At 59.9% G+C, this 23,092-nt stretch carries 21 protein-coding genes and 2 tRNA genes; 16 read left to right on the top strand and 7 right to left on the bottom strand.

Annotated elements, in window-relative coordinates:
• Positions 1-9: 9 nt before the first annotated feature.
• A complete protein-coding gene (locus tag OIM11_09420) occupies positions 10-1,248 on the top strand; it encodes a phenylacetate--CoA ligase (protein HJJ01337.1) in 1,239 nt (412 codons plus the stop codon).
• A 55-nt stretch (positions 1,249-1,303) separates the two neighbouring features.
• Here the strand turns inward: OIM11_09420 and OIM11_09415 are convergent, their stop codons facing one another.
• Positions 1,304-1,894, bottom strand: coding sequence for a 5-formyltetrahydrofolate cyclo-ligase (locus tag OIM11_09415; GenBank protein ID HJJ01336.1), 591 nt, complete (start codon positions 1,892-1,894; stop codon positions 1,304-1,306).
• 78 nt (positions 1,895-1,972) lie between these two features.
• On the opposite strand from OIM11_09415, the gene OIM11_09410 reads away from it, so the two are divergent.
• Positions 1,973-3,253: an aspartate kinase gene (locus OIM11_09410; protein HJJ01335.1), complete on the top strand. Its 1,281-nt coding sequence runs from the start codon at positions 1,973-1,975 to the stop codon at positions 3,251-3,253.
• Here the strand turns inward: OIM11_09410 and OIM11_09405 are convergent.
• Positions 3,250-4,746: a hypothetical protein gene (locus OIM11_09405; protein HJJ01334.1), complete on the bottom strand. Its 1,497-nt coding sequence runs from the start codon at positions 4,744-4,746 to the stop codon at positions 3,250-3,252. The two genes, OIM11_09410 and OIM11_09405, sit on opposite strands and share 4 nt — an antisense overlap.
• A gap of 135 nt (positions 4,747-4,881) precedes the next feature.
• Here OIM11_09405 and OIM11_09400 point away from each other — a divergent pair, with 135 nt between their 5' ends.
• Positions 4,882-6,510 carry an FAD-dependent monooxygenase gene (locus OIM11_09400; GenBank protein ID HJJ01333.1) on the top strand — a complete coding sequence of 543 codons (1,629 nt, stop codon included), beginning with the start codon at positions 4,882-4,884 and terminating at the stop codon, positions 6,508-6,510.
• A gap of 35 nt (positions 6,511-6,545) precedes the next feature.
• Here OIM11_09400 and OIM11_09395 read toward each other — a convergent pair whose 3' ends face one another.
• Positions 6,546-7,175: a prepilin peptidase gene (locus OIM11_09395; protein ID HJJ01332.1), complete on the bottom strand. Its 630-nt coding sequence runs from the start codon at positions 7,173-7,175 to the stop codon at positions 6,546-6,548.
• 15 nt (positions 7,176-7,190) lie between these two features.
• Complete coding sequence (locus OIM11_09390; GenBank protein HJJ01331.1) at positions 7,191-8,954, bottom strand: hypothetical protein; 1,764 nt, start codon at positions 8,952-8,954, stop codon at positions 7,191-7,193.
• Between the two features lie 136 nt (positions 8,955-9,090).
• Here OIM11_09390 and OIM11_09385 point away from each other — a divergent pair, with 136 nt between their 5' ends.
• The 8 genes from OIM11_09385 (at position 9,091) to OIM11_09350 (ending at position 15,548) form a co-directional block, all read left to right on the top strand.
• A complete protein-coding gene (locus OIM11_09385) occupies positions 9,091-9,390 on the top strand; it encodes a Veg family protein (protein HJJ01330.1) in 300 nt (99 codons plus the stop codon).
• A gap of 38 nt (positions 9,391-9,428) precedes the next feature.
• On the top strand, positions 9,429-10,334 hold the full coding sequence (locus tag OIM11_09380; protein ID HJJ01329.1) for a hypothetical protein: 906 nt from the start codon (positions 9,429-9,431) through the stop codon (positions 10,332-10,334).
• A 41-nt stretch (positions 10,335-10,375) separates the two neighbouring features.
• Positions 10,376-10,449, top strand: a tRNA-Gln gene (locus tag OIM11_09375).
• A 25-nt stretch (positions 10,450-10,474) separates the two neighbouring features.
• Positions 10,475-11,851 carry a bifunctional UDP-N-acetylglucosamine diphosphorylase/glucosamine-1-phosphate N-acetyltransferase GlmU gene (glmU, locus tag OIM11_09370; protein ID HJJ01328.1) on the top strand — a complete coding sequence of 459 codons (1,377 nt, stop codon included), beginning with the start codon at positions 10,475-10,477 and terminating at the stop codon, positions 11,849-11,851.
• A gap of 16 nt (positions 11,852-11,867) precedes the next feature.
• Entirely contained in the window at positions 11,868-12,845 is a 978-nt protein-coding gene (locus tag OIM11_09365) for a ribose-phosphate pyrophosphokinase (GenBank protein ID HJJ01327.1), read from the top strand.
• A 2-nt stretch (positions 12,846-12,847) separates the two neighbouring features.
• Positions 12,848-13,417 carry an aminoacyl-tRNA hydrolase gene (gene pth / locus OIM11_09360; GenBank protein ID HJJ01326.1) on the top strand — a complete coding sequence of 190 codons (570 nt, stop codon included), beginning with the start codon at positions 12,848-12,850 and terminating at the stop codon, positions 13,415-13,417.
• Positions 13,418-13,421: 4 nt separating this feature from the next.
• Positions 13,422-15,401, top strand: coding sequence for a M23 family metallopeptidase (locus OIM11_09355; protein HJJ01325.1), 1,980 nt, complete (start codon positions 13,422-13,424; stop codon positions 15,399-15,401).
• Between the two features lie 70 nt (positions 15,402-15,471).
• Positions 15,472-15,548 (top strand) — tRNA-Asp (locus tag OIM11_09350).
• Positions 15,549-15,778: 230 nt separating this feature from the next.
• Here the strand turns inward: OIM11_09350 and OIM11_09345 are convergent.
• Positions 15,779-16,966, bottom strand: coding sequence for an IS1249 family transposase (locus OIM11_09345; protein HJJ01324.1), 1,188 nt, complete (start codon positions 16,964-16,966; stop codon positions 15,779-15,781).
• A gap of 270 nt (positions 16,967-17,236) precedes the next feature.
• Here OIM11_09345 and OIM11_09340 point away from each other — a divergent pair, with 270 nt between their 5' ends.
• The 3 genes from OIM11_09340 (at position 17,237) to OIM11_09330 (ending at position 20,135) form a co-directional block, all read left to right on the top strand.
• The gene (locus OIM11_09340) at positions 17,237-18,361 is read left to right on the top strand and encodes an IS1249 family transposase (protein ID HJJ01323.1); all 1,125 of its coding nucleotides are present in this window, start codon (positions 17,237-17,239) and stop codon (positions 18,359-18,361) included.
• A 287-nt stretch (positions 18,362-18,648) separates the two neighbouring features.
• Positions 18,649-19,662: a hypothetical protein gene (locus OIM11_09335; GenBank protein HJJ01322.1), complete on the top strand. Its 1,014-nt coding sequence runs from the start codon at positions 18,649-18,651 to the stop codon at positions 19,660-19,662.
• On the top strand, positions 19,659-20,135 hold the full coding sequence (locus OIM11_09330; GenBank protein ID HJJ01321.1) for a hypothetical protein: 477 nt from the start codon (positions 19,659-19,661) through the stop codon (positions 20,133-20,135). Before OIM11_09335 ends, OIM11_09330 begins: the two co-directional genes overlap by 4 nt.
• 121 nt (positions 20,136-20,256) lie before the next feature.
• On the opposite strand, the gene OIM11_09325 is transcribed toward OIM11_09330, so the two are convergent.
• Complete coding sequence (locus tag OIM11_09325; protein ID HJJ01320.1) at positions 20,257-20,646, bottom strand: hypothetical protein; 390 nt, start codon at positions 20,644-20,646, stop codon at positions 20,257-20,259.
• 336 nt (positions 20,647-20,982) lie between these two features.
• Between OIM11_09325 and upp the strand changes: the two genes are divergently transcribed.
• Together upp and OIM11_09315 are read left to right on the top strand one after the other, a co-directional pair.
• Positions 20,983-21,612, top strand: a complete 630-nt coding sequence (upp, locus tag OIM11_09320; GenBank protein HJJ01319.1) for a uracil phosphoribosyltransferase — start codon at positions 20,983-20,985, stop codon at positions 21,610-21,612.
• A 9-nt stretch (positions 21,613-21,621) separates the two neighbouring features.
• Complete coding sequence (locus OIM11_09315; protein ID HJJ01318.1) at positions 21,622-22,020, top strand: metallopeptidase family protein; 399 nt, start codon at positions 21,622-21,624, stop codon at positions 22,018-22,020.
• A 27-nt stretch (positions 22,021-22,047) separates the two neighbouring features.
• Here the strand turns inward: OIM11_09315 and OIM11_09310 are convergent, their stop codons facing one another.
• On the bottom strand, positions 22,048-23,004 hold the full coding sequence (locus OIM11_09310; GenBank protein ID HJJ01317.1) for a carbamate kinase: 957 nt from the start codon (positions 23,002-23,004) through the stop codon (positions 22,048-22,050).
• Positions 23,005-23,092 lie beyond the last annotated feature (88 nt).

Here is a 23,092-nt window from a genome sequence, read left to right as displayed (position 1 = left end):
TTACGCACCATGCACATGACCGAAGAGCAATTTGACATCATCAAGGCCCAGCTCAAGAAGCTCGTTGCAATCCCCGATGGCTTCTATGCAAAGAAATTTGCGGGTATCGACATCGACGCGATTAAGGACCAAAGCGATTTCGAGAAGCTTCCCTTTACCGACAAGGGCGATTTGCGCGAGGCCTATCCGCTCGGAATCGCCGCTGTTCCGCCCGAGCAAATCGTGCGCATTCACAGCTCTTCGGGTACGACGGGCACGCCCGTCATCATTCCCTACACCAAGAAGGACGTCGAGGACTGGGCCATCCAGTTTGCGCGCTGCTACGAGTATGCAGGCGTCACGAAGGAAGATCGCGTGCACATCACGCCGGGTTACGGCCTGTGGACTGCCGGCATCGGCTTCCAGCTTGGCTGTGAGCTGCTTGGTGCCATGGCGATTCCCATGGGTCCGGGCAACACCGACAAGCAACTCAAGATGATGATGGATCTCGAGAGCACGGTGCTTTGCGCGACGAGCTCATATGCGCTGCGCCTTGCCGAGGAAATCGCCAAGCGCGGCATCGGCGACCAAATCAAGCTGCGCAAGGGCATCATCGGCTCGGAGCGCTGGGGCGAGAAGATGCGTCGTCGTATCGCTAACGAGCTCGGCGTCGAGCTTTACGATATCTATGGCCTCACCGAGGTCTACGGTCCAGGTATCGGCATCAACTGCCAGGCCGATAGCGCCGTGCATATCTGGAGCGACTACGTCTACCTCGAGATTATCGACCCTGTCACGGGAGAGCCCGTTCCCGACGGCGAGCCGGGAGAGATTGTGCTCACGACGCTGCAAAAAGAGGGTGCGCCGCTCATCCGCTTCCGTACGCACGACCTCTCGCGTATCGTGCCGGGTGATTGCGCCTGCGGACACAACGAGCATCCGCGCATCGACATCATCACCGGCCGCACCGACGACATGGTCAAGGTGCATGGCGTCAACATGTTCCCCGCGCAAATCGAGGAGGTCATCGCCGCAGTTGACGGCGCGAGTAGCGAGTACCAGATGATGATCGACCATCTCAACGGCAAGGACATCGCCACGCTCTTTGTCGAAGTCGAGCCCAGTGCCAACAAGTACAACATGGAAGAGACCATCGCGACGGAGTTCAAGAACCGCATCGGCTTTACGCCGCAGGTCAAGCCCGTCGATATCGAGGATTTGCCGCGCAGCGAGAAGAAGACGACGCGCATCTTCGACAACAGGTACTAAAACCAGACAAACCTCGCCGGGGCACTTTTGTCTGGTTTCGCGCCTGTGCCTGGCGCTATTTCTCTGCGGTGATGACGCGCGTGGGGGTCACGATGTAGTCGACCCGGCAATCGGTCGCCTCGCGTGGCACCTCGTCAACAATCTGCTCGTCGAATGCGATGCCAATCGTCATGCTCTCCGCGCTTAGATAGGGGAGGAAACGGTCGTAGAATCCGCCGCCCTGCCCCAGGCGATTGCCGTGCTTGTCGAAGGCGATGCCTGGCACGAGTATGAGATCGATGTTTTCCGGCGGAATGTGCCGGGAGGAGTCGAGCTCCGTCACTATCTCTCGCGGCGTTTCGAGGACGCTCCAATCATCGTTCATGTCAAAGGCGAAGAACGACATGTTCGTCTCGGAGCGAACGACGGGAAAGGCGATGACAGGACGCTGGTCAAACAGGAACAGCTTTTCCCGATTTGAGACAAATCGTGCCTCTGACCCGGTGGGATAGTAGACGGCGATGCATTTCGCATGCCTGAGGGCTGGAAGATTGAAGAGCCTATCTTCTAATGCTGCCTCATACGTTTTGCGAACATCAGCTGCGATCGAACCACGTTTGGCGCGCATGCTTTCTCGCAGCGCAGCCTTTTCTTCTGCAGTATTCATGGCGAATATAGTACCAAAAGTATGCAGAAGTGAGAAATCGAGCCTGATACGCGGGGATTATTTGCTACCATTCCGAGCATGTCTGTAGTTGTTGCAAAATTCGGCGGAACTTCCGTCGCGAATCCTGAGCGCATCAGGAGCGTTGCCCAGCGCATCGTCAGCCGCAAGCGTGCTGGCGATAGCGTTGTTGCCGTCGTGTCTGCCATGGGCAAGACGACCGACGACCTCGTGGCGCTTGCCAGCTCCATCTCCGAGTCACCCGACCCGCGCGAGATGGACACGCTGCTCTCCACGGGCGAGATGGTCTCGATGTCGCTTTTGGCCATGGCCGTCGCCGAGCTTGGCGAGGAGGCCATCAGCCTCTCTGGTCGTCAGATTGGCCTTATCACCGATAGCGTGCACGGCAAGGCATCGATTCGCGAGATTCACGCCGACCGCATTCGCGTGGCGCTCTCCGAAGGCCGCATCGTCATCGTTGCCGGCTTCCAGGGTATCGATGCTGCCGGCGATATCACGACGCTCGGTCGTGGTGGCTCGGACACCACGGCGGTCGCCATCGCGGCAGGCATCAAGGCAGACGTTTGCGAGATTTACACGGACGTTGCCGGCGTTTACACGGCCGATCCGCGCATCGTTCCGCGCGCCTGCAAGATTGACCAGATCAGCTACGAGGAAATGCTCGAGATGGCCGCGGGCGGCGCGGGCGTGTTGCACAAGCGCTGCATCGAGTTCGCGCGTAATTTTGGCGTGGTGATACATTGCCGCTCGTCATTCAGCGATGAGCCGGGCACGATAGTGAAGGAGTATGACCCCACTATGGAAAAGGCTATTGTCAGCGGTGTCGCACACGACCTCTCGGAAGCCAAGTTCACGATTCGTGACGTGCCCGACACCACGGGTGTAGCCGCCAGGGTCTTTGGGGCCATGGCCGACGCCAATCTCGGTGTCGATATGATCATTCAGAACCTTTCCGAGAACGGGCACACCGACATCACCTTCACAAGCCCGCGTGCCGATATCGAGAAGACGACCGAAGTCATGGATCGTATCGTGCGCGAGCTCGGCGCACGCGAGCTTCTCATCACCGAGGAAGTCGCGAAGGTCTCCATCATCGGTGCGGGCATGAAGGTCAACTCGGGTGTCGCGGCACAGATGTTCCGCACGCTTGCCGAGGGTGGCATCAACATCACGATGATTTCGACCTCTGACATCCGCACGAGCGTCGTCATTCCGGCCGAGAGCGCCGAGGAGGCAGTGCGCTTGCTGCACACGGCGTTCGGTCTCGACGGCACCAAGGTGTTCGAGGAGACGCAGCTCTCTGCCGAGGAGCTTGCCGCCAAAGCCAAGAAGGGCCGCTAGCACACGGCTGACAACACCGCGTTTCTCAGATCCCAGAGGCGCCCGTCGCCGTAGGAGTAGTGCGTCGCGACCGCGTAGATGCAATCGCCCTCGACACCTCCGAGCACGTCAAGGGCACCGCCGTAGTTGGCGCCCCAAATCCAGCCTTCCTTGTAATAGCAGTGATCGCGGAAGGCGTCTGCAAGTAAGTCACGATTGGGACCGCCATAGCGCAGGTACTCGTCGATGGTGATCCAGAGCTCGGCAAGTTCCAGGGGCGTGATATCGGTGTAATGCCCGCGGTTCATGCGTATCTCGACACCACTATCACCTGCGATCTTGTTCATGTACCAGCGGCCATAGCGGTTATACAGCGAGCTATAGCCTGTATTGCTCGAGTAGTAGATCGTCTCGTTGATCGTGTTGCGTACGCCCCAAACGCCAGGTGCGTCGTTCATGCAAAGCGATGCGATGTAGGGACCCTTGATGGACGATGCGCTGTAGTAGTCCTTGCCTGCGTTGTAAGAGATGCAGGCGCCGGTGTTGTGGTTAATCGCGACAAAGGCCACATCCCCATTCCACATGTGATGTTCCCACGTCCCGCGCTGATCCATGTTGATTTGACCATATGTCGAAAAGCCCCAGTCGGGTCTTCCCGCAACCAGACAGCGGAGGTTCGCGGTGTTGATGCCCGGCCCGTCCTCGTGTACGGGAAGCGCGGCGGCATACCAGCTCACGCCTTCGGAATGCCAGCCGGCGCCCGTGAGCATCTGGTCTTCGTCGGGCCAGATGGTGAAGTTATGCGTACCTGTCCATGCGTTGGGGTTGTACTGGCGATAGACGGGAATCGCTTCGTCAACGGCCGAATAGTGGCTGATGCCCTCAAAGCGCCATTCGTGTTCGACAAGATTGTCGCGCTCGATGACGGAGAGCGTGTAGTGGTGATCGCCCGCATAGGGGTTATACAGGCGAAACACCGGCAGGTCGGAGAAGAGCGGCACCATCCAGCCGACGCCTTCGTAGACCCAACCGATGCTGCAGATGCTATCGCGCTCCGCGCAGTCCGTGGTGTAGAAATGCTCGCTCGTCTGCGCATTGTAGATGCGGTACAGCGGCACGGTCTCCTCCGACTGAGTGAGCGGCTGCTCGGGTTCAGGCTCAGGCTCGGGTTCGGGATCCGGAGCAGGTTGCTCGTCGATGACGACGTCGACTAGCTCAATATCAGATGGCGCCGAATCATCCTGCGCGAGGATGATATCGGTGACAGGCGCCGCGCCTGTGTCAGCTGATGGGGGTGTATCCACTTCGGGAGTTTCGAGAGCGACATCGTTGCCTGACGGTTCTTCTGCAGCGTGCGCAGGCCTTGCGAGAGAGGCCATCGTGATAAGCACGGCCAGCATGAGGGCAACCGCAATAAGGGCAGTCCGCAAGATGCGCCAATCAGCGTGCTTTGCCTGCTGCGTCGAAGCATACGGGACAGAATCTTGTTGGAATGTGTCTACAAGTCGTTGCATGCTGCGTTTTCCCCTACCAGGCGTGTGTGCTCGTAAACTATATCAGGCTCGTAGGCGTCGTTGGCGCGGGATTGCCTGCGCGTCGTGACATGTAGATGTGCGGTGGCAAGAGAATGCGGTAAGCGGCGTATTACAATGGCTACACCAGAAAGCGCGACTAATGCCGTGACGGCAGGAGCATTATCGATGGAGAAACGCCCCAATATCAAATTGACGCTTGATCAGGGTCTTGCGGTCGTGCGCGATCTGCAGCCCGATCGCTCCTCGCAAGTGCTTGCAGATATCCTCGGCGTCCAACGCGCCTACCTGCTGCGCCGCTCCATCGACGCGCGTCGCAAGAGCGACGTGCACTTTGTCGCGACCGTTGGTATCGGCGAGGGCATGGGTGCGCCACAGCCGGTACGGCCCATCGAGGAGCGCCCGCTTCCCGAGTGTCACCTTGGTCGCACGCGCCCCATGGTCGTGGGGACGGGGCCGGCGGGACTCTTCGCCGCACTTGAGCTTGCCGAGGCAGGTTTGTGTCCGCTCGTTATCGAGCGCGGAGCACCCGTCGAGGAGCGTGCGGCAGATGTCGAGCGCTTTCACCGCACGCGCGTGCTCGACACGGCGAGCAATGTGCAGTTTGGCGAGGGCGGAGCCGGCACCTTCTCTGATGGCAAGCTCACGACGGGTAAAAACTCTCCGCAGATTGCGCACGTGCTCGAGACCTTCGTCGCGGCGGGAGCACCGCTCGAGATTCTGTGGCAGGCAAAGCCGCACATTGGCACGGACGTGCTCGCAGGTGTTGTCAAGCGCATGCGAGAACGCATCATCGCCTGTGGTGGCGAGGTACGCTTTCATACACAGCTCGTGGGGATGGATATCGATGCGGCAGGGATGCTGCATGGCGTTACGCTCGAGGGCGACGGAGTTCGATACGAGGTCGAAGCATCGCGGCTTATCCTTGCTTGTGGGCACTCGGCACGCGACACCTTCGCGCTGCTCAAGCAGCTTGGTTTCGAGCTCGAGCCCAAGCCCTTTTCCATTGGCGTGCGCATCGAGCACGAGCAGGAGTTCATCAACCGCGCCCAGTACGGGCAGGCGGCGGGGCACCCTGCGCTCGGAGCTGCCGATTACAAGCTTGCGTGCCATCTTGAGAACGGTCGCTCAGTCTATACCTTCTGCATGTGTCCCGGTGGCGAGGTGGTTGCGGCTTCAAGCGAGGAAGGTGGCCTCACGGTAAACGGCATGTCACGTCAGGCGCGTGATGGGGCCAACGCCAACGCGGCGCTGTTGTGCAACGTGACGCCCGACGATTTCGGTGATGCGGTCGATCCGCTCTCGGGCATCGCGTTCCAGCGTCGCTGGGAGCAGGCGGCGTTTGCCGCGGGTGGTGCGGATTGGCACGCCCCCGTGCAACGCGTGGGGCAGTTCGCGGGTATCGCGGGCAAGCCACGCACGTTGCCCGAGGCGAGCTATCCGCTCGGCGTGGTTGAGGCGCCGATTGCGGGCTGTCTGCCGGATTTTGCGGTAGAGGCCCTGCGCGAGGCGTTGCCGGTGCTTGATCGCAACCTGCGCGGCTTTGCCGACCCCGGCGCACTGCTCACGGGTATCGAGGCACGCAGCTCGTCGCCGGTGCGTGTCGTACGCGACTCTCATACGCTCATGTCGACGCATGTGCATGGCGTGTATCCGTGCGGCGAGGGGGCAGGCTATGCCGGCGGCATCATGTCGGCCGCGCTCGATGGGATCCGAGTCGCGTCGGTAGTCAAAACCTCTCTTTGACTAGGATATGAGACAGCGTGCCAGGCACGTTTGTCTCATAGCAGCGGAAGCAGCGTCCCCGCGAAGAGCCAGGCGGCAAGACCGGGAGCAAGCGCGATATGCGAGTGGCGGTCCGCGCGGCCCGTGGCAAGTTGTACGAGCGCGAGCGCGCCTATGAGCACTGCGCACGCAAAGACACCGCACATGAGGCCCTCGGTTCCCGAGAAGAGCGCGAGCGGCATGAGCATGCGCACATCACCCGAGCCGATAAGTTCGCATGCGCTACGATGCATGCGAAGGTAGTTGAGCAGCAGCACGATCGCGGCAATCGTTCCCGTGGGCAGCACGATTGCAATCGTTTCCATAACGCCGCCCTCCATCACGCGAAAGACAAGAGCGCATGCGAACATCACAGCGACAAGCTCGGATGGCAGGATGTGCTCACGCAAATCGCAGACGAGCAGTGCAGCCATGCACGCGCATGCAAACGAGAAGCTCAAACAGCAGATGACGTTGTCGAGCAGGAGCCAGGCACCGAGCGCGCCGCTCATGCACACGAGTGTGATGAGCACGCGAAGAGCACGTCCGAGCGCAGCATCGAATCCACGTGTGCGCAGGGAAGCTTGGGCGATGCCCGTCATGCCCGCCCATCCCAGGATGCAGCTCGCGCATGCGTAGAGCATCATGAGCGGCCCCGTCTTCTAGCGCGTCCGCAGGGCGTAGGCAGCTGAGATAGCCGAACAAGCATCGTTGGCAAACGATGATAGGTATTTGTCGTCGTTATCCTTCAGATGAATGTAGATGGCACGACGGCCACGGCTTGCCAGCGCCGAGAAATCGCCGAGCGCTTCGGCGTTTGCCACGTCGCCGAGTGTAAAGTCCTCATGGGGCACCGTGATGTCGAAGGGCTCGTCGGCACTGACGACAAGGAAGACACCCGTGTTGGGGCCGCCTTTGTGCATCTGGCCGGTGGAGTGCAGATAACGGGGGCCGATTTCGAGACATGAACACACGTCGAGGCGATCGGCTGCGCGGTGGCGTACCTTCTCAAGCGTCTCGCGGCGCCCGACGCCCTTGAAGGGCAGAAACGCGTTGAGACTGAAATAATCATCGTCCTTGATCGAGCAGAACAGCATGCGCAACGCGGCGTTTGCGTCGATGTTCTCATGTGAGCCGTCGAATGCATCGAGAAGTGCGGAGCTCACGTAAACGCGATCGGCGTAGTTGCAGGAGCCAAGCTCGAACTCTTCGTAAGCGGGCTTGCCCCAGACATCTTCCGGGACATCGAAGTGACCGCCCTGGTTGTAGAGGATCTGGCGCGTTGCCGCCTTGGTGCTCTCGACGTCAGGTTGGTCGAAGGGGTTGATTTGCATGAGCCAACCACAGAAGGCGACGGCATACTCCCAGATGAGAAAGTAGCGCGTCATGGCCGTGCTATCGGGGATATCCAGACGGAAGACCGGGATATCCGGGTGCACGCAGGTGCGAGCATGCTCGAATGCTTCATCGCTGTCCATGTTGCAGAGGATGGCGCAGCGATCGTGGTGCGGGTCGGAAAGGATGCCCGCGTCGACTTCGACGTTGGGCAATATGCCAACGCCTGCCTTGCCAAGAGACTCGGCAACGAGCTGCTCGACCCAGAGGCCGAAGACCTGCTTGCTCGGCGGCATGAGCAGCGAGAACTTGTCACGACCGGCCTTGAGGTTGTCGTAGAGGAAAGCCGCGAGCCAGATTGCCGGGTTTTCGGGCGAATCCGAGGCGCAGAGCTTCTCCATGGGGACGGCGTCCTCGAGCATGCGCTCGATGTCGATGCCGATGGCTGCCATGGGGAGCAGGCCAAAGGCCGAGAGTGCGGAGTAGCGGCCGCCCACGTCGGGTTCGCCGTGGATGATGGCGCGCCAATGGTTCTTGCGGGCGACGTGCTCGAGCTCGGTGTCCGGGTCGGTGATTGCGATAAAGCGCGAGCCGGCGCGCTCGGCACCCAGGTGAGCGCAGACGTACTTCCAGCACACGTGCGAGAGCACGGTTGGCTCGAGCGTGGTTCCCGACTTGCTCGACACGATATAGAGCGTGCGTGCCGGGTCCGACGATCCGAGGATGTGATTGACGTAGACCGGCGAGAGGGCGTCCATCGTCTTGAACGGGACCTCGTCAGTGACTTCGAGGCTGTAGAGCTTGGTGACCGTCTGCGGGGCTTGCGTCGAGCCGCCCTGACCGATGAGGACGACGGCATCGAGACCTTCGCCTCGCGCCTGCTGCGCGATGATGGCTATCTCTGACGGATCGCATGGTGGCTTGCTTGCCAATGTGGTCCAACCAAGACGGGTTGCCGCATAATCCGCGACTTCTGCGGAGAAGTTGAAGGCAGAGCCATCTTTTGCTGCGATGCGGGAGGGAACTTCATTCTCGATGAGAAGCTGGGCGGTTGGGCAGTGCCCCAGCTCAGAACTATCGATAAACGCCATGTATACGTGCTCCTTGGTACGATACGACCTGCATTGTCCGTTGACGCGGACAAAAATAGTGTTGGTAAGTATAATGCATGCAAAATCTCGTGCGGCGTGTTATTATTATGTCTCCTTTGTATCAGGAGGACTCTTCATGGAAGAAATAATCAATAGACAGGTCGCTTACGTTAACAGCATCCACGAGACGCTCGTCGGTTTTACGGGTAGGCGTCTGCGCATTCGCGCCAATATGGGGCGCTCCAAGATCATCGAGCGCGAAGGCGTGCTCACCCAAGCTCACAAGTCGCTCTTCATCGTCGAGACGGACGAGAAGCGCGGTCGCAAGGCGCGTCAGTCCTATCAGTACGTGGATGTCCTGACGGGCACGGTCGAGCTTACCAACCCCGAGGACGAGCAACCGCTTTTCCCGGCGCTTCAGCAAGAGGCCATCTAGCCTATTCGCACATGGGCAATCCGCAATCAGAGGCGTTGGTGCTTGAGGCTCGCGCCAAGGTCAATCTGTGTCTCGCGATATCCTATCCGCCAGTCGATGGCTACCATTCGCTGCGCTCCGTCTTCCAGGAGCTCGATTTGCACGATGTCGTGCGCGTTCATATCGAGCCTGGTATTGCTTCGCAGGCGCTGCAAACGCAGGCGGGAACGCATGTGCTGTTGACATGCGACGTCGACGGCCTCGATCCGCGTGATAACCTCGTCTTTCGCGCCATCGACGCAGCCGAGCAAGCTTGCGGGCCTGTGGCAGTCGCTGACGGTGCCACGCTCGTCATCGAGGTCGAGAAGCATATCCCAGCAGGTGGCGGGCTCGGCGGTGGCTCGAGCGATGCGGCTGCGACGCTCAAGGCGTACGCGCAACTCGCGGACATTCCCGTGCACGATGAGCGCCTTGTTGCGGTTGCCCGTGTTCTCGGTGCCGACGTCGCCTTCTTCCTCTACGGCGGATGCGCCCTCATGGGCGGACGCGGTGACCTGTTCGAGTGTGCGCTGCCACCGCTTGCAGCTCCCATCGTCCTCATGGGAAGCAACGATGGCCTTTCCACGGCAGCGGTGTACCGCGCCTTCGACGATGACCCCGTGCCTGCGCCCGATGCCGATGCGCTCGCCCAAGCGTTGCGTATGGCCACAGACGACACCGCCGCCATTGCCGCACTCTGCGCAAACAACCTTGGGCCCGCGGCTTGTGCGGCCGACCCGCTTATTCAGCAGCGCCTTCATATGGCACATGGGCATCCCGATGTGCTCAACGCGCTCGTCTCGGGAAGTGGATCGACGAGTTTTGCCATCTGCGCCGACGAGGCGGGTGCGCAACGTTTCGCGCATGACATCGCTCCCGTGTGCGACTGGGTTCGCATATGTCGCGTTCCCCGCATCGCCGCTTGAGAATCGTGCCGCGGTTCACTAGAATCATGCAGGCAGGCTACTGGGGCATCGTTCAACGGTAGGACAGCGGTTTTTGGTACCGCGAATGAGGGTTCGATTCCTTCTGCCCCAGCCATTCAATTACTTCAATGGGAGCGCATGTGGAAGCTAAAGCTTTGATTCTTGCAGCAGGCGCTGGAACCCGCATGAAATCCAACAAACCGAAGGTCGCCCACGAGATGTTGGGCAAGCCGCTTGTGCGTTGGGTTGTGGATGCGGCACGCCAGGCTGGTTGCGAAGACGTTCACGTGGTCATTGGCCATGGTCGTGAGCAAGTCGAGCCCTTGCTCGGCGATTGCGTCATCTCGTACCAGCTCGAAATGCTCGGCACGGGTCATACGGTCATGTGCGCGGCGGACAAGCTCGAGGGCTTCGAGGGCAACGTCGTCGTGCTCTGTGGTGACTCGCCGCTTATCAGGCCGGCCACCATCGAGGCGCTCATCGCAGCGCACGAGGCCACCGGCTCTGCCGCCACGGTGCTTACGATGGAGCCCGCCAATCCCTTCGGATACGGGCGCATCGTGCGCGACGAGAGCGGCAACGTGTGCGGCATCGTCGAGGAGAAGGACTGCACGGACGAGCAGCGCGCCATCCGCGAGTGTAACTCCGGCGTCTTCTGCTTCTCCGCTCCCGCGCTTCTGAGCCATCTTGACAAGCTCGATCGCAATAACGCCCAGGGCGAGTATTACCTCACGGACATGCTTGCGCTGCTGGCAGCCGATGGTCTGACCGTGTCGAGCATGGTCGTCGAGGATGACGACGAGTGCCTTGGCGTCAACTCGCGCTCGCAGCTTGCCGCCGCGAGTAAGATTGCGCAGCGCCGCATCAACGAGCAGCTCATGGCAGGTGGCATCACGATGCTCGATCCCGATCTTGTGTGGGTTGGTCCCGACTGCATTGTCGAGAACGATGTGGAGCTGCTGCCGATGACCATGCTCTGGGGCAGCACGCGCGTCTCGAGCGGTTGCGTCATCGGTCCCAACACGCGTCTCACCGATTGCGCTATCGGTGCCGATAACGTGCTCGAGGAAGTCGTGGGTATCGAGACGACCACCGAGACCGGCGTTACGGTCGGTCCCCGCGCCTACCTACGTCCCGGCACCTATCTGTGCGAGGGCGCGCATGTGGGTACGCATGTCGAGATCAAGAAGTCCACGGTGGGTCCGGACAGCAAGGTGCCGCACCTTTCCTACATCGGCGACGCGACGATCGGGACTGACGTCAATATCGGCGCTGGCTCGATTACCTGCAATTACGATGGCGTGAACAAGCATCAAACAGTCATTGGCGACTTCACGTTCGTCGGATCGAACACGATGCTCGTCGCTCCCGTCAAGCTCGGCTCCAATGTCGTGACGGGTGCCGCGAGCTGCATCACCAAGGACGTGCCCGATGGTGCACTCGCCGTAGAGCGCAACGAGCAGAAGATCATCGAGGACTGGACCGCGCGGCATTTCAAGAGCAAGCGCACGAGCTAACGAAGGGATTGTAACGATGGGAAAAAGGCGGAGCAGGGCCGCAGAGCGCAAGCTGCATATCTTCTCGGGTTCGGTGTATCCGGAGCTCGCCGATGAGATCGCAGGTCACCTTGATGTCGAGTTGGGTGATATCACGCTCGAAAAGTTCGCCAATGGCGAGACTTACGCGCGCTTCATGGAGTCCGTACGCGGCGAGGACGTCTTTCTCGTCCAGTCGATTTCGGGCGATGTCAACGACGCCCTCATGGAGCTGCTCATCATGACCGATGCCGCCCGGCGTGCCAGCGCGGGAAGGATCCATGCCGTAGTCACGCACTACGGTTATGCACGTCAGGACCGCAAAGCCGCCGCACGCGAGCCGATTACCGCCAAGCTCGTCGCGCGCATGCTCGAGACGGCGGGTATCGACTCGATCACGACCATCGACTTGCACCAGGGCCAGATCCAGGGCTTCTTCGAGAAGCCGGTCAATCACCTGACGGCGCTCAACCTCTTCGCCGATTACTTCGAGGGTCTCGGACTCGACAACCTCTGCGTCGTGAGCCCGGACGTGGGTCGCGCCAAGGTCGCCAAGAAGATGAGCGACCTGCTCAACGCCGATCTCGCCATCATGCACAAGGGCCGTCCTTCGCACAACGTGGCCGAGATCACGAGCATCATCGGTGATGTCGAGGGTAAGAACTGCATCCTCAACGATGACATGATCGACACTGCGGGTACCATTTGCGCGGGCATGAAGGTGCTCAAAGATCGCGGTGCCAAGTCTGTGCGCGTCAGTGCCACGCATCCGATTTTCTCCGGTCCCGCCTACGAGCGTCTCGAGAACTCGGTCGCCGACGAGATCGTCGTGTGCAACACGATTCCCATCCCCGAGGAGCGCCTTACCGGCAAAATCAAGCAGATTAGCATCGCTCCGCTCTTCGCGCAGGCGATTAACAACGTCTTCAATAACGGCTCGGTCTCGACCCTGTTCGACCCGGACTTCGCGCTGTAACGATGGACTACAGGCTCATAGCAGGTTTGGGCAATCCTGGCCCCGAGTACGAGGCCACGCGGCATAATGCTGGCTTTCTCGCACTTGACCTGCTTGCCGATGAGCTGGGAGCGCGTTACTGGAAGAACGAGAGTGGAGCGCTCGTCGCGCATGTGCAGCATGGTGGCGAGGAGCTGCTGCTTGTCAAACCGCAGGCGTATATGAACACAAGCGGTGGTCCCATCAGCAAGCTTGCCGCTGCGCACAAGATCGCCCCTGCCGAGCTGCTCGTCATCCACGACGAGATGGATCTCGAACCGGGGACGATACGCGTGAAGGTGGGTGGTGGCCATGGTGGCCATAACGGCCTCAAGTCGATTCACGCCAAGCTTGGAAGCGATGCGTACACGCGCGTGCGCGTGGGTACGGGGCATCCGCCGGGACGCAAGCCCGTGACGGATTTCGTGCTTCAAGTGCCCAAGGGGGCCGAGGCGGAGAACTTCGAGCATGCGGTTGCACTTGCCGCCGATGCCGCGCTTTGCGCGATTGACGAGGGCGCGACAACTGCCATGAACAGGTTTAACCGAGGGTAGTGCCATGGATCAGCGTAATGCGCGTTCATATGGAGACTCCCGCTCGGGCCGGCGCCCCGACTACGATAGCGAGGGCGTGCAGGGTCGCTTTGGGCGCCAGGAGGACTGGCGCGAGGCGGAGCGCAAGCAGGCCGCTCGCAAGCTGACGCTACGCGAGCAAGCCGAGCTCGAGGCTGCCGAGATGGAGCGCGAACGTCGCGAGGCTGCCGAGCGCCGAGCCGCCGAGCAGCGACGTCGTCGTCAGATGGCGCAGCAACAGGCTGCCGAGGAGCGGATGCGCCGTCAGCAGGAGGAAGAGCGCCGTCGTAACAGGCCGCTCGAACCCGAGACGAACGTGCAGGGGCGTTTTGGTCGTCAGAGTCCACGCCCGAACCCCGAGCGCCTGGAACGTGCACGAGCCACCCAGCAGGCACGCCAACAATACGACTACCAGCGCTCGACGCATAGCACGCGAGCGCAGGCATCGGCATACGAGCATGAGCGAGCGCAGCGTCCTCTGCGCCAGATGCCGACACAGGCTGACGCGCAGCGTCAGGCGCAACAGCGGGTCCAACGTCAGGCTGCGCAGGAGCAACCACAGCAGCACATGCGCCAGCAACGCTCGGTGCAGCGCGAGCAGGCGGTGCAGGAGCATGACGAGTGGCAGCCACGCACACAGCCCCAGGCAGGCCGCGTGCAGGAGCCGCAGGAAGCCCCTGACGCGCAGGTCGTTCCCGCTGCGCACGGTGGGCGGCACATGCCGCGCGTGCAGCAGACGGAGGAGACGCAGCACGCATCCGCATATGCGCAGGCACGACAGGCGCAGCAGGCGCACGAGGCGCAATGGGGAGTCGACCAGGGCCTCGGGCAGCATTCCAAGGACCAGCTCGACCCATTCGAGCCGCAGGTTTCGCAAGAGGCAGAGTCGCAGGCTCAGCCCTGGGCACAACAGCAAGGACGGCAGTCGGCGTATAGACCGAGTTTCGGCGACCTCGAGGCGACGAGCCGCTATGCGCGCGAGAGCTACGGGTCGAGTCGCAAGAAAGGCTCCTTCACGGTAAACCCTGCGGGTCATTCGGGGAAGTCGATGTTCGATCGGCGTCCCAACGTCGACCGCACGCCAAGCAGTCACAGGAGCTCCAGTTCGAAGCTGCCAAACATATCGCCTAAGATCATCGCCATCATCGCTGCGATATTTGTCATCGTGATACTCGTGAGCCTCTTTAACTCTTGCGGTCAGCAGGGCGATGCAGATGCGGGCCAAACGCAGGGCGCCACGGCTTCCGTCGCAAAGCAGGCGTCTTTGCCTACACCCATCATGTCCGAGAGTTCGGGCATCACCATGCATTCTGCCGTCGCGATGGAGGACCTGACCGAGGTCCTGATTCACAACGCTTCCTATGCCTATGCAAACGAAATCACGACGCAGCTCAAAGAGGCCAAGAACACGGACATCATCGCGGCACACGGAACGGGACGCGTGGCTTCCGAGCAGCCCACGGGTGATAAGTGGATGACGGGCGAGTTCATCCGCTGCTTCAGAGAAGGCAACGCCGGCCCCGTCATGAGCGCGATCGACTGCGGCGGCCCCGTGGGGGCGACGGTGTATGCGCCGGTTACGGGAGAGGTTATCCTCGTCAAGCAGTACAAGCTCTATAACGAGATCGATGACTATCGCATACATATCCGTCCCGAGGGGCGCCCCGACTTGGACGTGGTGCTCATTCATCTGACTGACGTGACGGTGAAGGCTGGAGACAAGGTGACGGCGGGCGTGACGCCCATGGCCAAGATCCGCGATGTTTTCCAGTATCTTGGCGATTCGATGCAGCTCAAAAACTATACGGCCGAAGGCGATAACGGCAATCACACGCACATTCAGGTCAATAACGCCAATCATCCCGAATATACGGCGCTTGATGAGCTCAAGCCGCAGCCCGTGACGCCGAGCGAGCCGAACGCACAGGCTACCAGTGGTGCGAGTACGCCAACCACCGACGCATAGCTGAAGTTTTTTCGACTTCCTTCTTTACGAACGGGGCAAGTTTCTGTAGTATTGCTTTCGCTGTTGACGCGGGGTTGTAGCTCAGCTGGTTAGAGCGCCGGCCTGTCACGCCGGAGGTCGCGGGTTCGAGCCCCGTCAATCCCGCCAACATCAGAATTTCGAGAAGCCGCTTTCGAGCGGCTTTTTTTATTGTAGGTTTCCGCATCGCGGCCACCACGCCGCAATTCGTGGCATTTGCGAGAGCCATCGCCAAGTAATGTGTGCTGGTGGTTGAGCCGATGGCCACCACGCCGCAATTCGTGGCGTTTCTGGGGTTATAGGACAAAACGTGTTGATGATTTCAGGGCTATGTTTCAAAAAGTGTGTCCGGCGGGACATCACTGACGGTACCTCGTCGGCATGTGAAACTCGTTCCAGTCGATGGCCTTCCCATACCTCTCCGGGCTTCCATCCGAATGCCGGCCCTCGCCCGAGACGGTTGCGAAAAGCCCGTCGACGTCTTCGTCCCTCGGCATGCGGCGCAGGATCTCCGCCGGGCTCTCGGGCTCTTCGGTGTGCATGTAGCACCACCACATGACGGCCTTCACGCGGTGCAGCAGCGGCAATCCCCGATGCAGCCTGAGCATCTCCCTCAGTTGCGCGTTCAGGCTCTCGATCGGGTTGTTGGTGGAATCCCAGCGCCCGCCGCGCTCCCTTTGCATCTCGATGAATGTGAAAAGCGTCCCTTCCTTCACCAGGCGGTTGAGGCTTCCCCTGGCCCGCCGCAGCCTCTCGTGCGTGTAGACCCTCCTGCCGTCTTTCACCGTGAACTCCTTCAGGAACTCGCTCCAATCGGAGCACCACTGCGCGTAGTCGACGAGCCACTCCCTCATCGCGTCCTCGTCTTTGGCCCTCGTCAGGCGGTTCGCGATGCCCAGGAGCTCGCGGCCGCACTCGAGCTTGGGACTCTTGGTCGTGTAGCGCTTGACCTGGCGCGCGGCATGCACGACGCAGCGCTGTATCCTGGTGCCGGGCCATACGGTGCGCGCCGCCTTCGCGAGCCCGGTGGATCCGTCCGACACCACCAGCATCGGAGCGGGTATCCTCATCATCAGCGCCGCCCAGGAGCTCGAGCACTCCCTTTGCGCCAGGTGCCATGCGATCACGTGCTCCTTGGAGCGCGCGACGAGCACGACGGCGTCGTGGGAAAACCAGATGCCGTCGAGAAAGACCGTGTCGAAGACCTCGCCGGTGAAAGGGGCGATGGGCCAAAGCTCCCAGAACCCGGCGCACTTTCGCCAGAAGGTCGACCTGCTGTATCCGAGATCGGCGATCGACCTCTTGGAGAGGATCCAGGCAAGGAAGGCCCGGAGCAGCTTGGCGGCGTTGTCAATCCTTCTCGTCTTGGAGGCACCGCACGACTTGCACCGCCAGCGCTTGGTCCCTGCCTTCGTGTATCCGTTCCCCTTCATCTCGCTTCCGCAAACGTCGCATCTCGGGCTACTCAAGGCGTCATCCTGTCCACTAGGCAACTTTTCCCTTCGGAAAGCTTGCCTGAACAGGCACGTCAAGAGGAAAGCGGACACACTTTTTGAAACACCTTCGAGTTGGGCGATTCCAACTCAAGGACCTGATTTGCTTGTGTTCAACTGGGGTAACGGGTCTTATTCGGACACACTTTTTGAAACATAGCCCTGATTTCATCTGTTTCTCCAGGTGAGAGTGCGTAAAAGTGCCTTCAAAGTTGTCTGCGTCCAATTATGAGGGTGGACAAAACGTGTTGATAGATTCAAGCATATCCCCAGATCAGGTGCCATAAAATCCCTCTGAAAGTTGCCCGTGTTTGAATTACGGGCATGAACAACATCAAATGCCCTGTGTGCGGGGGCAAGATGGTACGGAACGGCAAGACTGCTGCAGGATCGCAGCGTTGGCTTTGCAAGTCTTGCAGGGCGACCACCACGCACAAACTAGATAACACCGCAAAGCAGCTAAAGACCTTCCTCAAATGGCTTCTCTCGAACGAGCGCCAGGCAGACATGGCCGGTGGCGGCCGTACGTTCAGACGCAAGTGTTCAAAGTTCTGGAGCATCTGGCCGCTGGCTCCGATCACAGGGGAGGTCCACCATGTCGTCTTCGCAGATGGCATCTATCTGGCCCGCAACGTCGTCGTCTTGATCGCCTGCACCCAAGAGCATGTGATCGGCTGGTATCTCGCGCGTTCGGAGAACTCGAGGTCATGGGCTGCCCTCATGGGCAAGATACCCCCGCCGGATGTCGTGGTCTGCGATGGCGGCACGGGATTCGAGAAAGCGCGCAAGAGGGTATGGCCGACAACCCGCGTCCAACGCTGCACCTTCCATGCTTTTTGCCAAGTCAGGGCGCAGACGACGTCACGTCCCAAGCTGCAAGCCGGAGTCGAACTCTACGGATTGGCCAAGGAGCTGCTCGCGATCAAGGAGGTGGCTTCAGCATTGGCCTGGCTTGAAGCCTATAGCGCATGGTGTTCCAGGTGGGAGGGTTTCCTCGCCGAAAGGACCCTCGATGAGGAAAGCGGACGGATGCGCTGGACGCATGAGAGGCTGGTAACGGCGAGGAACGGCTTGAACAGGCTCGTGAGCAAGAACCTGCTGTTCACCTTCCTGGATCCAGAGCTTACCTGCGACGGGCCAATCCCGAGCATGAACAACAAGATCGAGGGAGGAATCAACGCACAGCTCAGACGCATGCTGAGAGACCATCGAGGGCTGAGTTTGATGAGAAGGGCGAAGGCTATCTTTTGGTGGTGCTATGTTCATACGGAAGTCCCGCTTCCGGCAGCTGAGATTCTGAAAACCATGCCTACGGATGACGATATAGAGGAACTGTGCAGGCAAGTATCGACAGAATCTCAGAGAACCGATGGTCCTGAAGAGTGGGGCGATGGGCTAGTCTGGGCAGAACTCAGGCATGCTCTCCCATGGCGCGCCGAATGGGATTAGCCATCAACACGTTTTGTCCTATAACCCCGTTTCTGCCAAGCGATGTGCTCCCGTGGCCACATCGCCGACCACCATGCCACATAACGAGGCACTTATCGGAGCCCTTGCCAAGTGATGTGCGTCGGTGACCATGCGAAGGGACCATAACGTTATGGCTTGAGGCGCCTGCGAAGGCCGCCGCCAAGCTATGGGCACGCCCGAGAGGTACAATGCATATCGTTCGGGCGTTATCTATGTCATAAGCTATATGGCATCTTGAACAAGTGCCCTCAAAGGAAGGTCTTCCTGTGGTTCTTTCACGCCGAACGTGGCTTTCGTTCGCTTTTCTTGCCGCAGTGCTGGCACTCTATATCTACGGCGTTATCTCGGCGAGTCAGATTCCCGCAGAGGTCGTTGCCGTGGCGCTTCCGCTCGACTTCATGGTCGGGATACCCCTGGCGTTTTATCTCGTCGTCTTGCGTCCGAAGAAGATGACGCCTCTGGCAGTGCTTTCGGTCATCTGGTTGGGGTACGGCCTGAGTGCGTTTGCGCTCGGCTCGCTAGCTGCCGGCATCTTGCCCGTATTGCTCGCGGCCCTCTTCCCGGTGGAAGTTGCGATTGCCGTTAGGGAGATTCTTCATCTCGCATGCTTGTTCAGAGGCGCGAAGACGCAGAGCGCAGACCCGCTGGAGTGGTTCTACGTGGTGACATGCTATCTGGTGCGCAGAGAGCTGCCTGCGCGCATGATGGCAGCAGAACTGGGCGTTTGGTATTACGCGTTGCTTTCCTGGCGCAAGAAGCCGAGCGTTGAAGCGGGCGACAAGGCTTACAGTTATCACAACGCAGGCGGTTACATGAGCATGATGCTGGGGCTTGGGCTGGCCTTTCCGGTCGAGATTGTCGCCATGCACATGCTCCTCTCGCAATGGAATGTGGCGGTCGCGATGGTCGTGACGCTGTTCTCTCTCTATGCCGCTGTCTGGCTTGTGGGTGATGCAAGGGCGCGTGTCCTGCGTCCGGTGGTTCTGGGGAAAGGCGAGCTGCGAATCGAATGCGGCATTCAGATGAAGGGGACGATATCCCTGAGCGGCATTGCAAGCGTGAGCTGCCATGAGCCTGCGGATATCGACAAGTCCGATAGGCTGAACTACGGCACCTTCTACCAGGCAAACGTGTGGGTTGTGACGCATGATCCCGTTGAGGTGCGGACCCTTTTGGGGACGAAGAGGCCCCTCGCAATCGGGCTGAGCCTGGATGATCCGAAAGGGTTCATCCAGGAGTTTTCCCAAGCAGCAAACGGCCCTTACCAAGGAGAATCATGACAAGTCCCACGCTGGCAAGTTTCACTGCGACAGACGGCACCGGCTTGTGGGAGGTGACGAGCGCGGGCATACGCGTGAACGGCGAGCTGTATCGCTTCACTGACCGTTCCTTCGTGGTCTGCGCGGTGACGCCGGGCCGTACCGAGCGCAGCACGAACCTCATCGAGGAGGAGGACGATGGCTTCGGCGACCTTGCCGCGCTTGCCGTACTCCAGGAGACGGGCGGCCTCACCGACGCCGCTTTGGCACGCTGGGCACTTGGTGGTTCGAGCGTGCGGGTCGAGACCGACAAACGGGAGATTTGCGGAAACGCCCAGCTCACCATTGGCGGTCTGCAGCGTCCGCGCAAGCGCGACTGCTCCTTGCGCTACCGCGAGGATGGTCGGTGGATACAAGCCGATGAGATTCGGGCCTTTGGCGACGCAGCCCACAAGGCGATTAACGCGTACCGTGAGAGATGGGGTGGGGTCTGATAGAAAGGCCGCTCGGGTCGATGGATGGCTCGCCGTTCAAGAGCCACGCCATACAAGAGAACCGAGACGGTAGGGACCCAATTGTCACCGTGTCTCGGTTCTAGTGGATTCAGTATAGCATCTACTTTAATCGATGGACAGCTCTGCGTTTGTCAACGAAAATGAGCGATTTCAGCTTGCGTCTGGTGGCGATGGACTTCTTCAGCTCTCGGAGCACTTGCGCATCCTTTGCGTTTTTCATTCGTTTTGAGTCGAATACGATGTGCGTGCTTTGCGACAGGGCTTTCTTGACGTTCTTGTCTACAACGGAAAGATGCGAGGACGTTGGAGATTTCATTTCGTAACGAATCCCATTAATGCGCACATCGGGTGTCTTGTTATATGCGACGTTGCTTTTTGGAATAAACTCCACGGTGTGACCCGCCCTGGCAAGTGCTTCGGCAGTCAGCAGCTCGTGAGGCCAGACCTCGCAAGCACCGTCGATGATGACTTTCCCATGCCGCTCATTCATGTATGGGATTATACGTGAGCAATGAGACGGGAAGGGTTGAACCTGTCGTATTACGAGATATGTATTTTGCTGGAAAGCTCAAAAGGTACTTGAAAGTGTGCCACCCTATTCAGTGAATTTCCAAACACGATTGAAAGTTTAGAAACCTCTTCAGGACATGAATCATCATTAGGCCGCTTGTCGAATGACCTTTCTTGATGTGCGAGCAATCCGCTATGGGCCGCAAAGCTTCCCGGTAGCAAAACGATCTCTGTTCCTCGGAATCGACATCGCAGCGCCATCGTCAACGGCTACAATATCCCTCACGACACCATCTCTCGCGAAAGGCGCAGACCCATGGCAAGCGTGCACGTCATCGACCATCCGCTCATCGAGGCCAAGCTCACGCACATGCGCGATCGCGATACGACCTCGCCTGAGTTCAGAATGCTCCTCAAGGAGATTTCCATCCTCATGGGCTATGAGATCACGCGCGATTTTCCCACCAAGCTACGCGAGGTCGATACGCCGATTTGCCGCGGTTCCTTTCCCGTTCTCAAGGATGACTTCTTCACCATCGTGCCCATCTTACGTGCCGGTCTCGGTATGGTCGACGGCCTGCTGGAGCTCATGCCCTTTGCCCACGTGGGTCATATCGGTCTCGTGCGAAACGAGCAGACGCACCTGCCCGAGGAGTACTACTACAAGATGCCCGAGGGCTACGAAAGCTCCGTCATCATGGTGGTCGATCCCATGTTGGCTACCGGCGGAAGCGCGGTCGACGCCATCTCGAGTCTCAAGAAACGCGGCTGTAACAACATCCGCCTCGTGAACTTGGTGGCCGCACCGCAGGGAATCGAAGCGGTGCGCGCGGCCCATCCCGATGTCGACATCTACGTCGCCGCCGTGGACGAGGGCCTGAACGAGGATGCTTACATCGTTCCCGGTCTGGGCGATGCGGGTGACCGCATCTTCGGCACGAAATAGGGAGGACCCATGGTTCACATGAGCGATGACGAATTCGAGGAACTTGTCCAGGAAGCGCTGGATGCTATGCCCGAGCAATTCATGGAAGACATGGAGAACGTCGCGGTGGTCATCGCCGACGAGCCCACCGAAGACGAGCTCAATCGTATCGATGACGATGGACGGCCGGCTGGCACCTGGTATGGCGAGGAGATTCTGGGCCTTTACAGCGGCGTGCCCCTCACCGAGCGCTACTACGATGACATGGATGGCGGCTTCCCGGACGTCATCACCATCTTCAAGGGTCCGCACGAGCGTTGCTTTTCCACGCGCAAGCAAATCGCCGAAGAGGTTCGCAAGACCGTCATCCACGAGATCGGCCATCACTTCGGTCTGGATGACGCGCGTCTCCACGAGATGGGGTATTAGAGCTTCAGTCCTCTCGGCCGCTGTTCCCTATGCCGTAATGAGGGTGCCGCCCTCGCCACGCAGGGCCTCTGCCGCGTGCTCGAGCGAGGCGATGAGGGCCCGACCGCCGGGATGCGCTTCGACGAACTCCACGCAAGCCTGCACCTTGGGCAGCATGCTACCGGGGGCGAACTGCCCCTGCTCGATGTACTCCCGCGCTTCGTGCACCGTCATTGCGTCGATTTCCTTTTGCTGCGGCGTGTTGAAGTTGAGGCATACCTTGTCAACGGCGGTGAGGATGACGAGGAAGTCCGCCCGGAGCTTCCAAGCCAGAATCGAGCTCGTGAGGTCCTTGTCGATGACGGCTTCGACCTCGGTGTAGAGGTCGTCGTTCTCGACGACGGGAATGCCGGCGCCTCCGCAGGCAACGACTACGTAGCCTGCATCCATGAGGTCGCGGATCTGGTCGATCTCGAGGATGTGCTGCGGGCGGGGGCTTGCCACGACGCGACGCCAACCGCGACCGGAATCCTCCTTGACCGGCACGTTCTCGGCTTTGGAGAGCTTCTCCGCCTCGTCCTTGGTCATAAAGGCGCCGATGGGCTTTTCCAGGTCCTTGAACGCGGGATCGTCATCGTCCACCACCACGTGGGTCACGACATCGACTACCGAACGCATGATATCGAACTCGTGCAACTGATTCATGAGGGCGCAGGTGAGCTGGGCACCGATGTATCCCTGGCTCATGGCGTTACAGTCTTGCAGCGGCATGAAGGGCACGTGGGCGGGATCATCGTCATGGGCCACCTCGAAGGCCTGGTTGATGATGCCGACCTGGGGGCCATTGCCGTGGGTGATGACGACGTTGATGCCCTCCTTGATCATCTTGGCAATGAATTTGGCGCTATCGGCAATATGGGCGCGCTGCTCCTTGGGGTCATCCCCCAGGGCGTTTCCACCCAGGGCGATGACGACGCGCTTGCCCATCAGATCGGTCTGGTTCATGGTGCACCCCTCTCTGAGGTGAATTAGTCTCCGAAAAATATACTCCATTCTCCTTGTCATTTCGACCGAAGGGGCCGAAGGCGCTCCC

Source organism: Coriobacteriaceae bacterium (assembly GCA_025992705.1).
Lineage (GTDB): Bacteria > Actinomycetota > Coriobacteriia > Coriobacteriales > QAMH01 > QAMH01.
The sequence above is the reverse complement of the archived record's forward strand: the minus strand, read 5'-3'. Positions and strand labels throughout refer to the sequence as shown.

What these genes read in the sequence shown, in the direction of transcription:
- OIM11_09400 (HJJ01333.1), top strand. Translation starts at nt 4,882, where the DNA reads ATGGCTACACCAGAAAGCGCGACTAATGCCGTGACGGCAGGAGCATTA.
- OIM11_09390 (HJJ01331.1), bottom strand. Translation starts at nt 8,954, where the DNA reads ATGGCGTTTATCGATAGTTCTGAGCTGGGGCACTGCCCAACCGCCCAG.
- OIM11_09310 (HJJ01317.1), bottom strand. Translation starts at nt 23,004, where the DNA reads ATGAACCAGACCGATCTGATGGGCAAGCGCGTCGTCATCGCCCTGGGT.
- OIM11_09325 (HJJ01320.1), bottom strand. Translation starts at nt 20,646, where the DNA reads ATGAATGAGCGGCATGGGAAAGTCATCATCGACGGTGCTTGCGAGGTC.
- OIM11_09420 (HJJ01337.1), top strand. Translation starts at nt 10, where the DNA reads ATGCACATGACCGAAGAGCAATTTGACATCATCAAGGCCCAGCTCAAG.
- OIM11_09385 (HJJ01330.1), top strand. Translation starts at nt 9,091, where the DNA reads ATGGAAGAAATAATCAATAGACAGGTCGCTTACGTTAACAGCATCCAC.
- OIM11_09365 (HJJ01327.1), top strand. Translation starts at nt 11,868, where the DNA reads ATGGGAAAAAGGCGGAGCAGGGCCGCAGAGCGCAAGCTGCATATCTTC.
- OIM11_09395 (HJJ01332.1), bottom strand. Translation starts at nt 7,175, where the DNA reads ATGATGCTCTACGCATGCGCGAGCTGCATCCTGGGATGGGCGGGCATG.
- OIM11_09315 (HJJ01318.1), top strand. Translation starts at nt 21,622, where the DNA reads ATGGTTCACATGAGCGATGACGAATTCGAGGAACTTGTCCAGGAAGCG.
- OIM11_09405 (HJJ01334.1), bottom strand. Translation starts at nt 4,746, where the DNA reads ATGCAACGACTTGTAGACACATTCCAACAAGATTCTGTCCCGTATGCT.
- OIM11_09410 (HJJ01335.1), top strand. Translation starts at nt 1,973, where the DNA reads ATGTCTGTAGTTGTTGCAAAATTCGGCGGAACTTCCGTCGCGAATCCT.
- OIM11_09355 (HJJ01325.1), top strand. Translation starts at nt 13,422, where the DNA reads ATGGATCAGCGTAATGCGCGTTCATATGGAGACTCCCGCTCGGGCCGG.
- pth (HJJ01326.1), top strand. Translation starts at nt 12,848, where the DNA reads ATGGACTACAGGCTCATAGCAGGTTTGGGCAATCCTGGCCCCGAGTAC.
- upp (HJJ01319.1), top strand. Translation starts at nt 20,983, where the DNA reads ATGGCAAGCGTGCACGTCATCGACCATCCGCTCATCGAGGCCAAGCTC.
- OIM11_09330 (HJJ01321.1), top strand. Translation starts at nt 19,659, where the DNA reads ATGACAAGTCCCACGCTGGCAAGTTTCACTGCGACAGACGGCACCGGC.
- OIM11_09340 (HJJ01323.1), top strand. Translation starts at nt 17,237, where the DNA reads ATGAACAACATCAAATGCCCTGTGTGCGGGGGCAAGATGGTACGGAAC.
- OIM11_09415 (HJJ01336.1), bottom strand. Translation starts at nt 1,894, where the DNA reads ATGAATACTGCAGAAGAAAAGGCTGCGCTGCGAGAAAGCATGCGCGCC.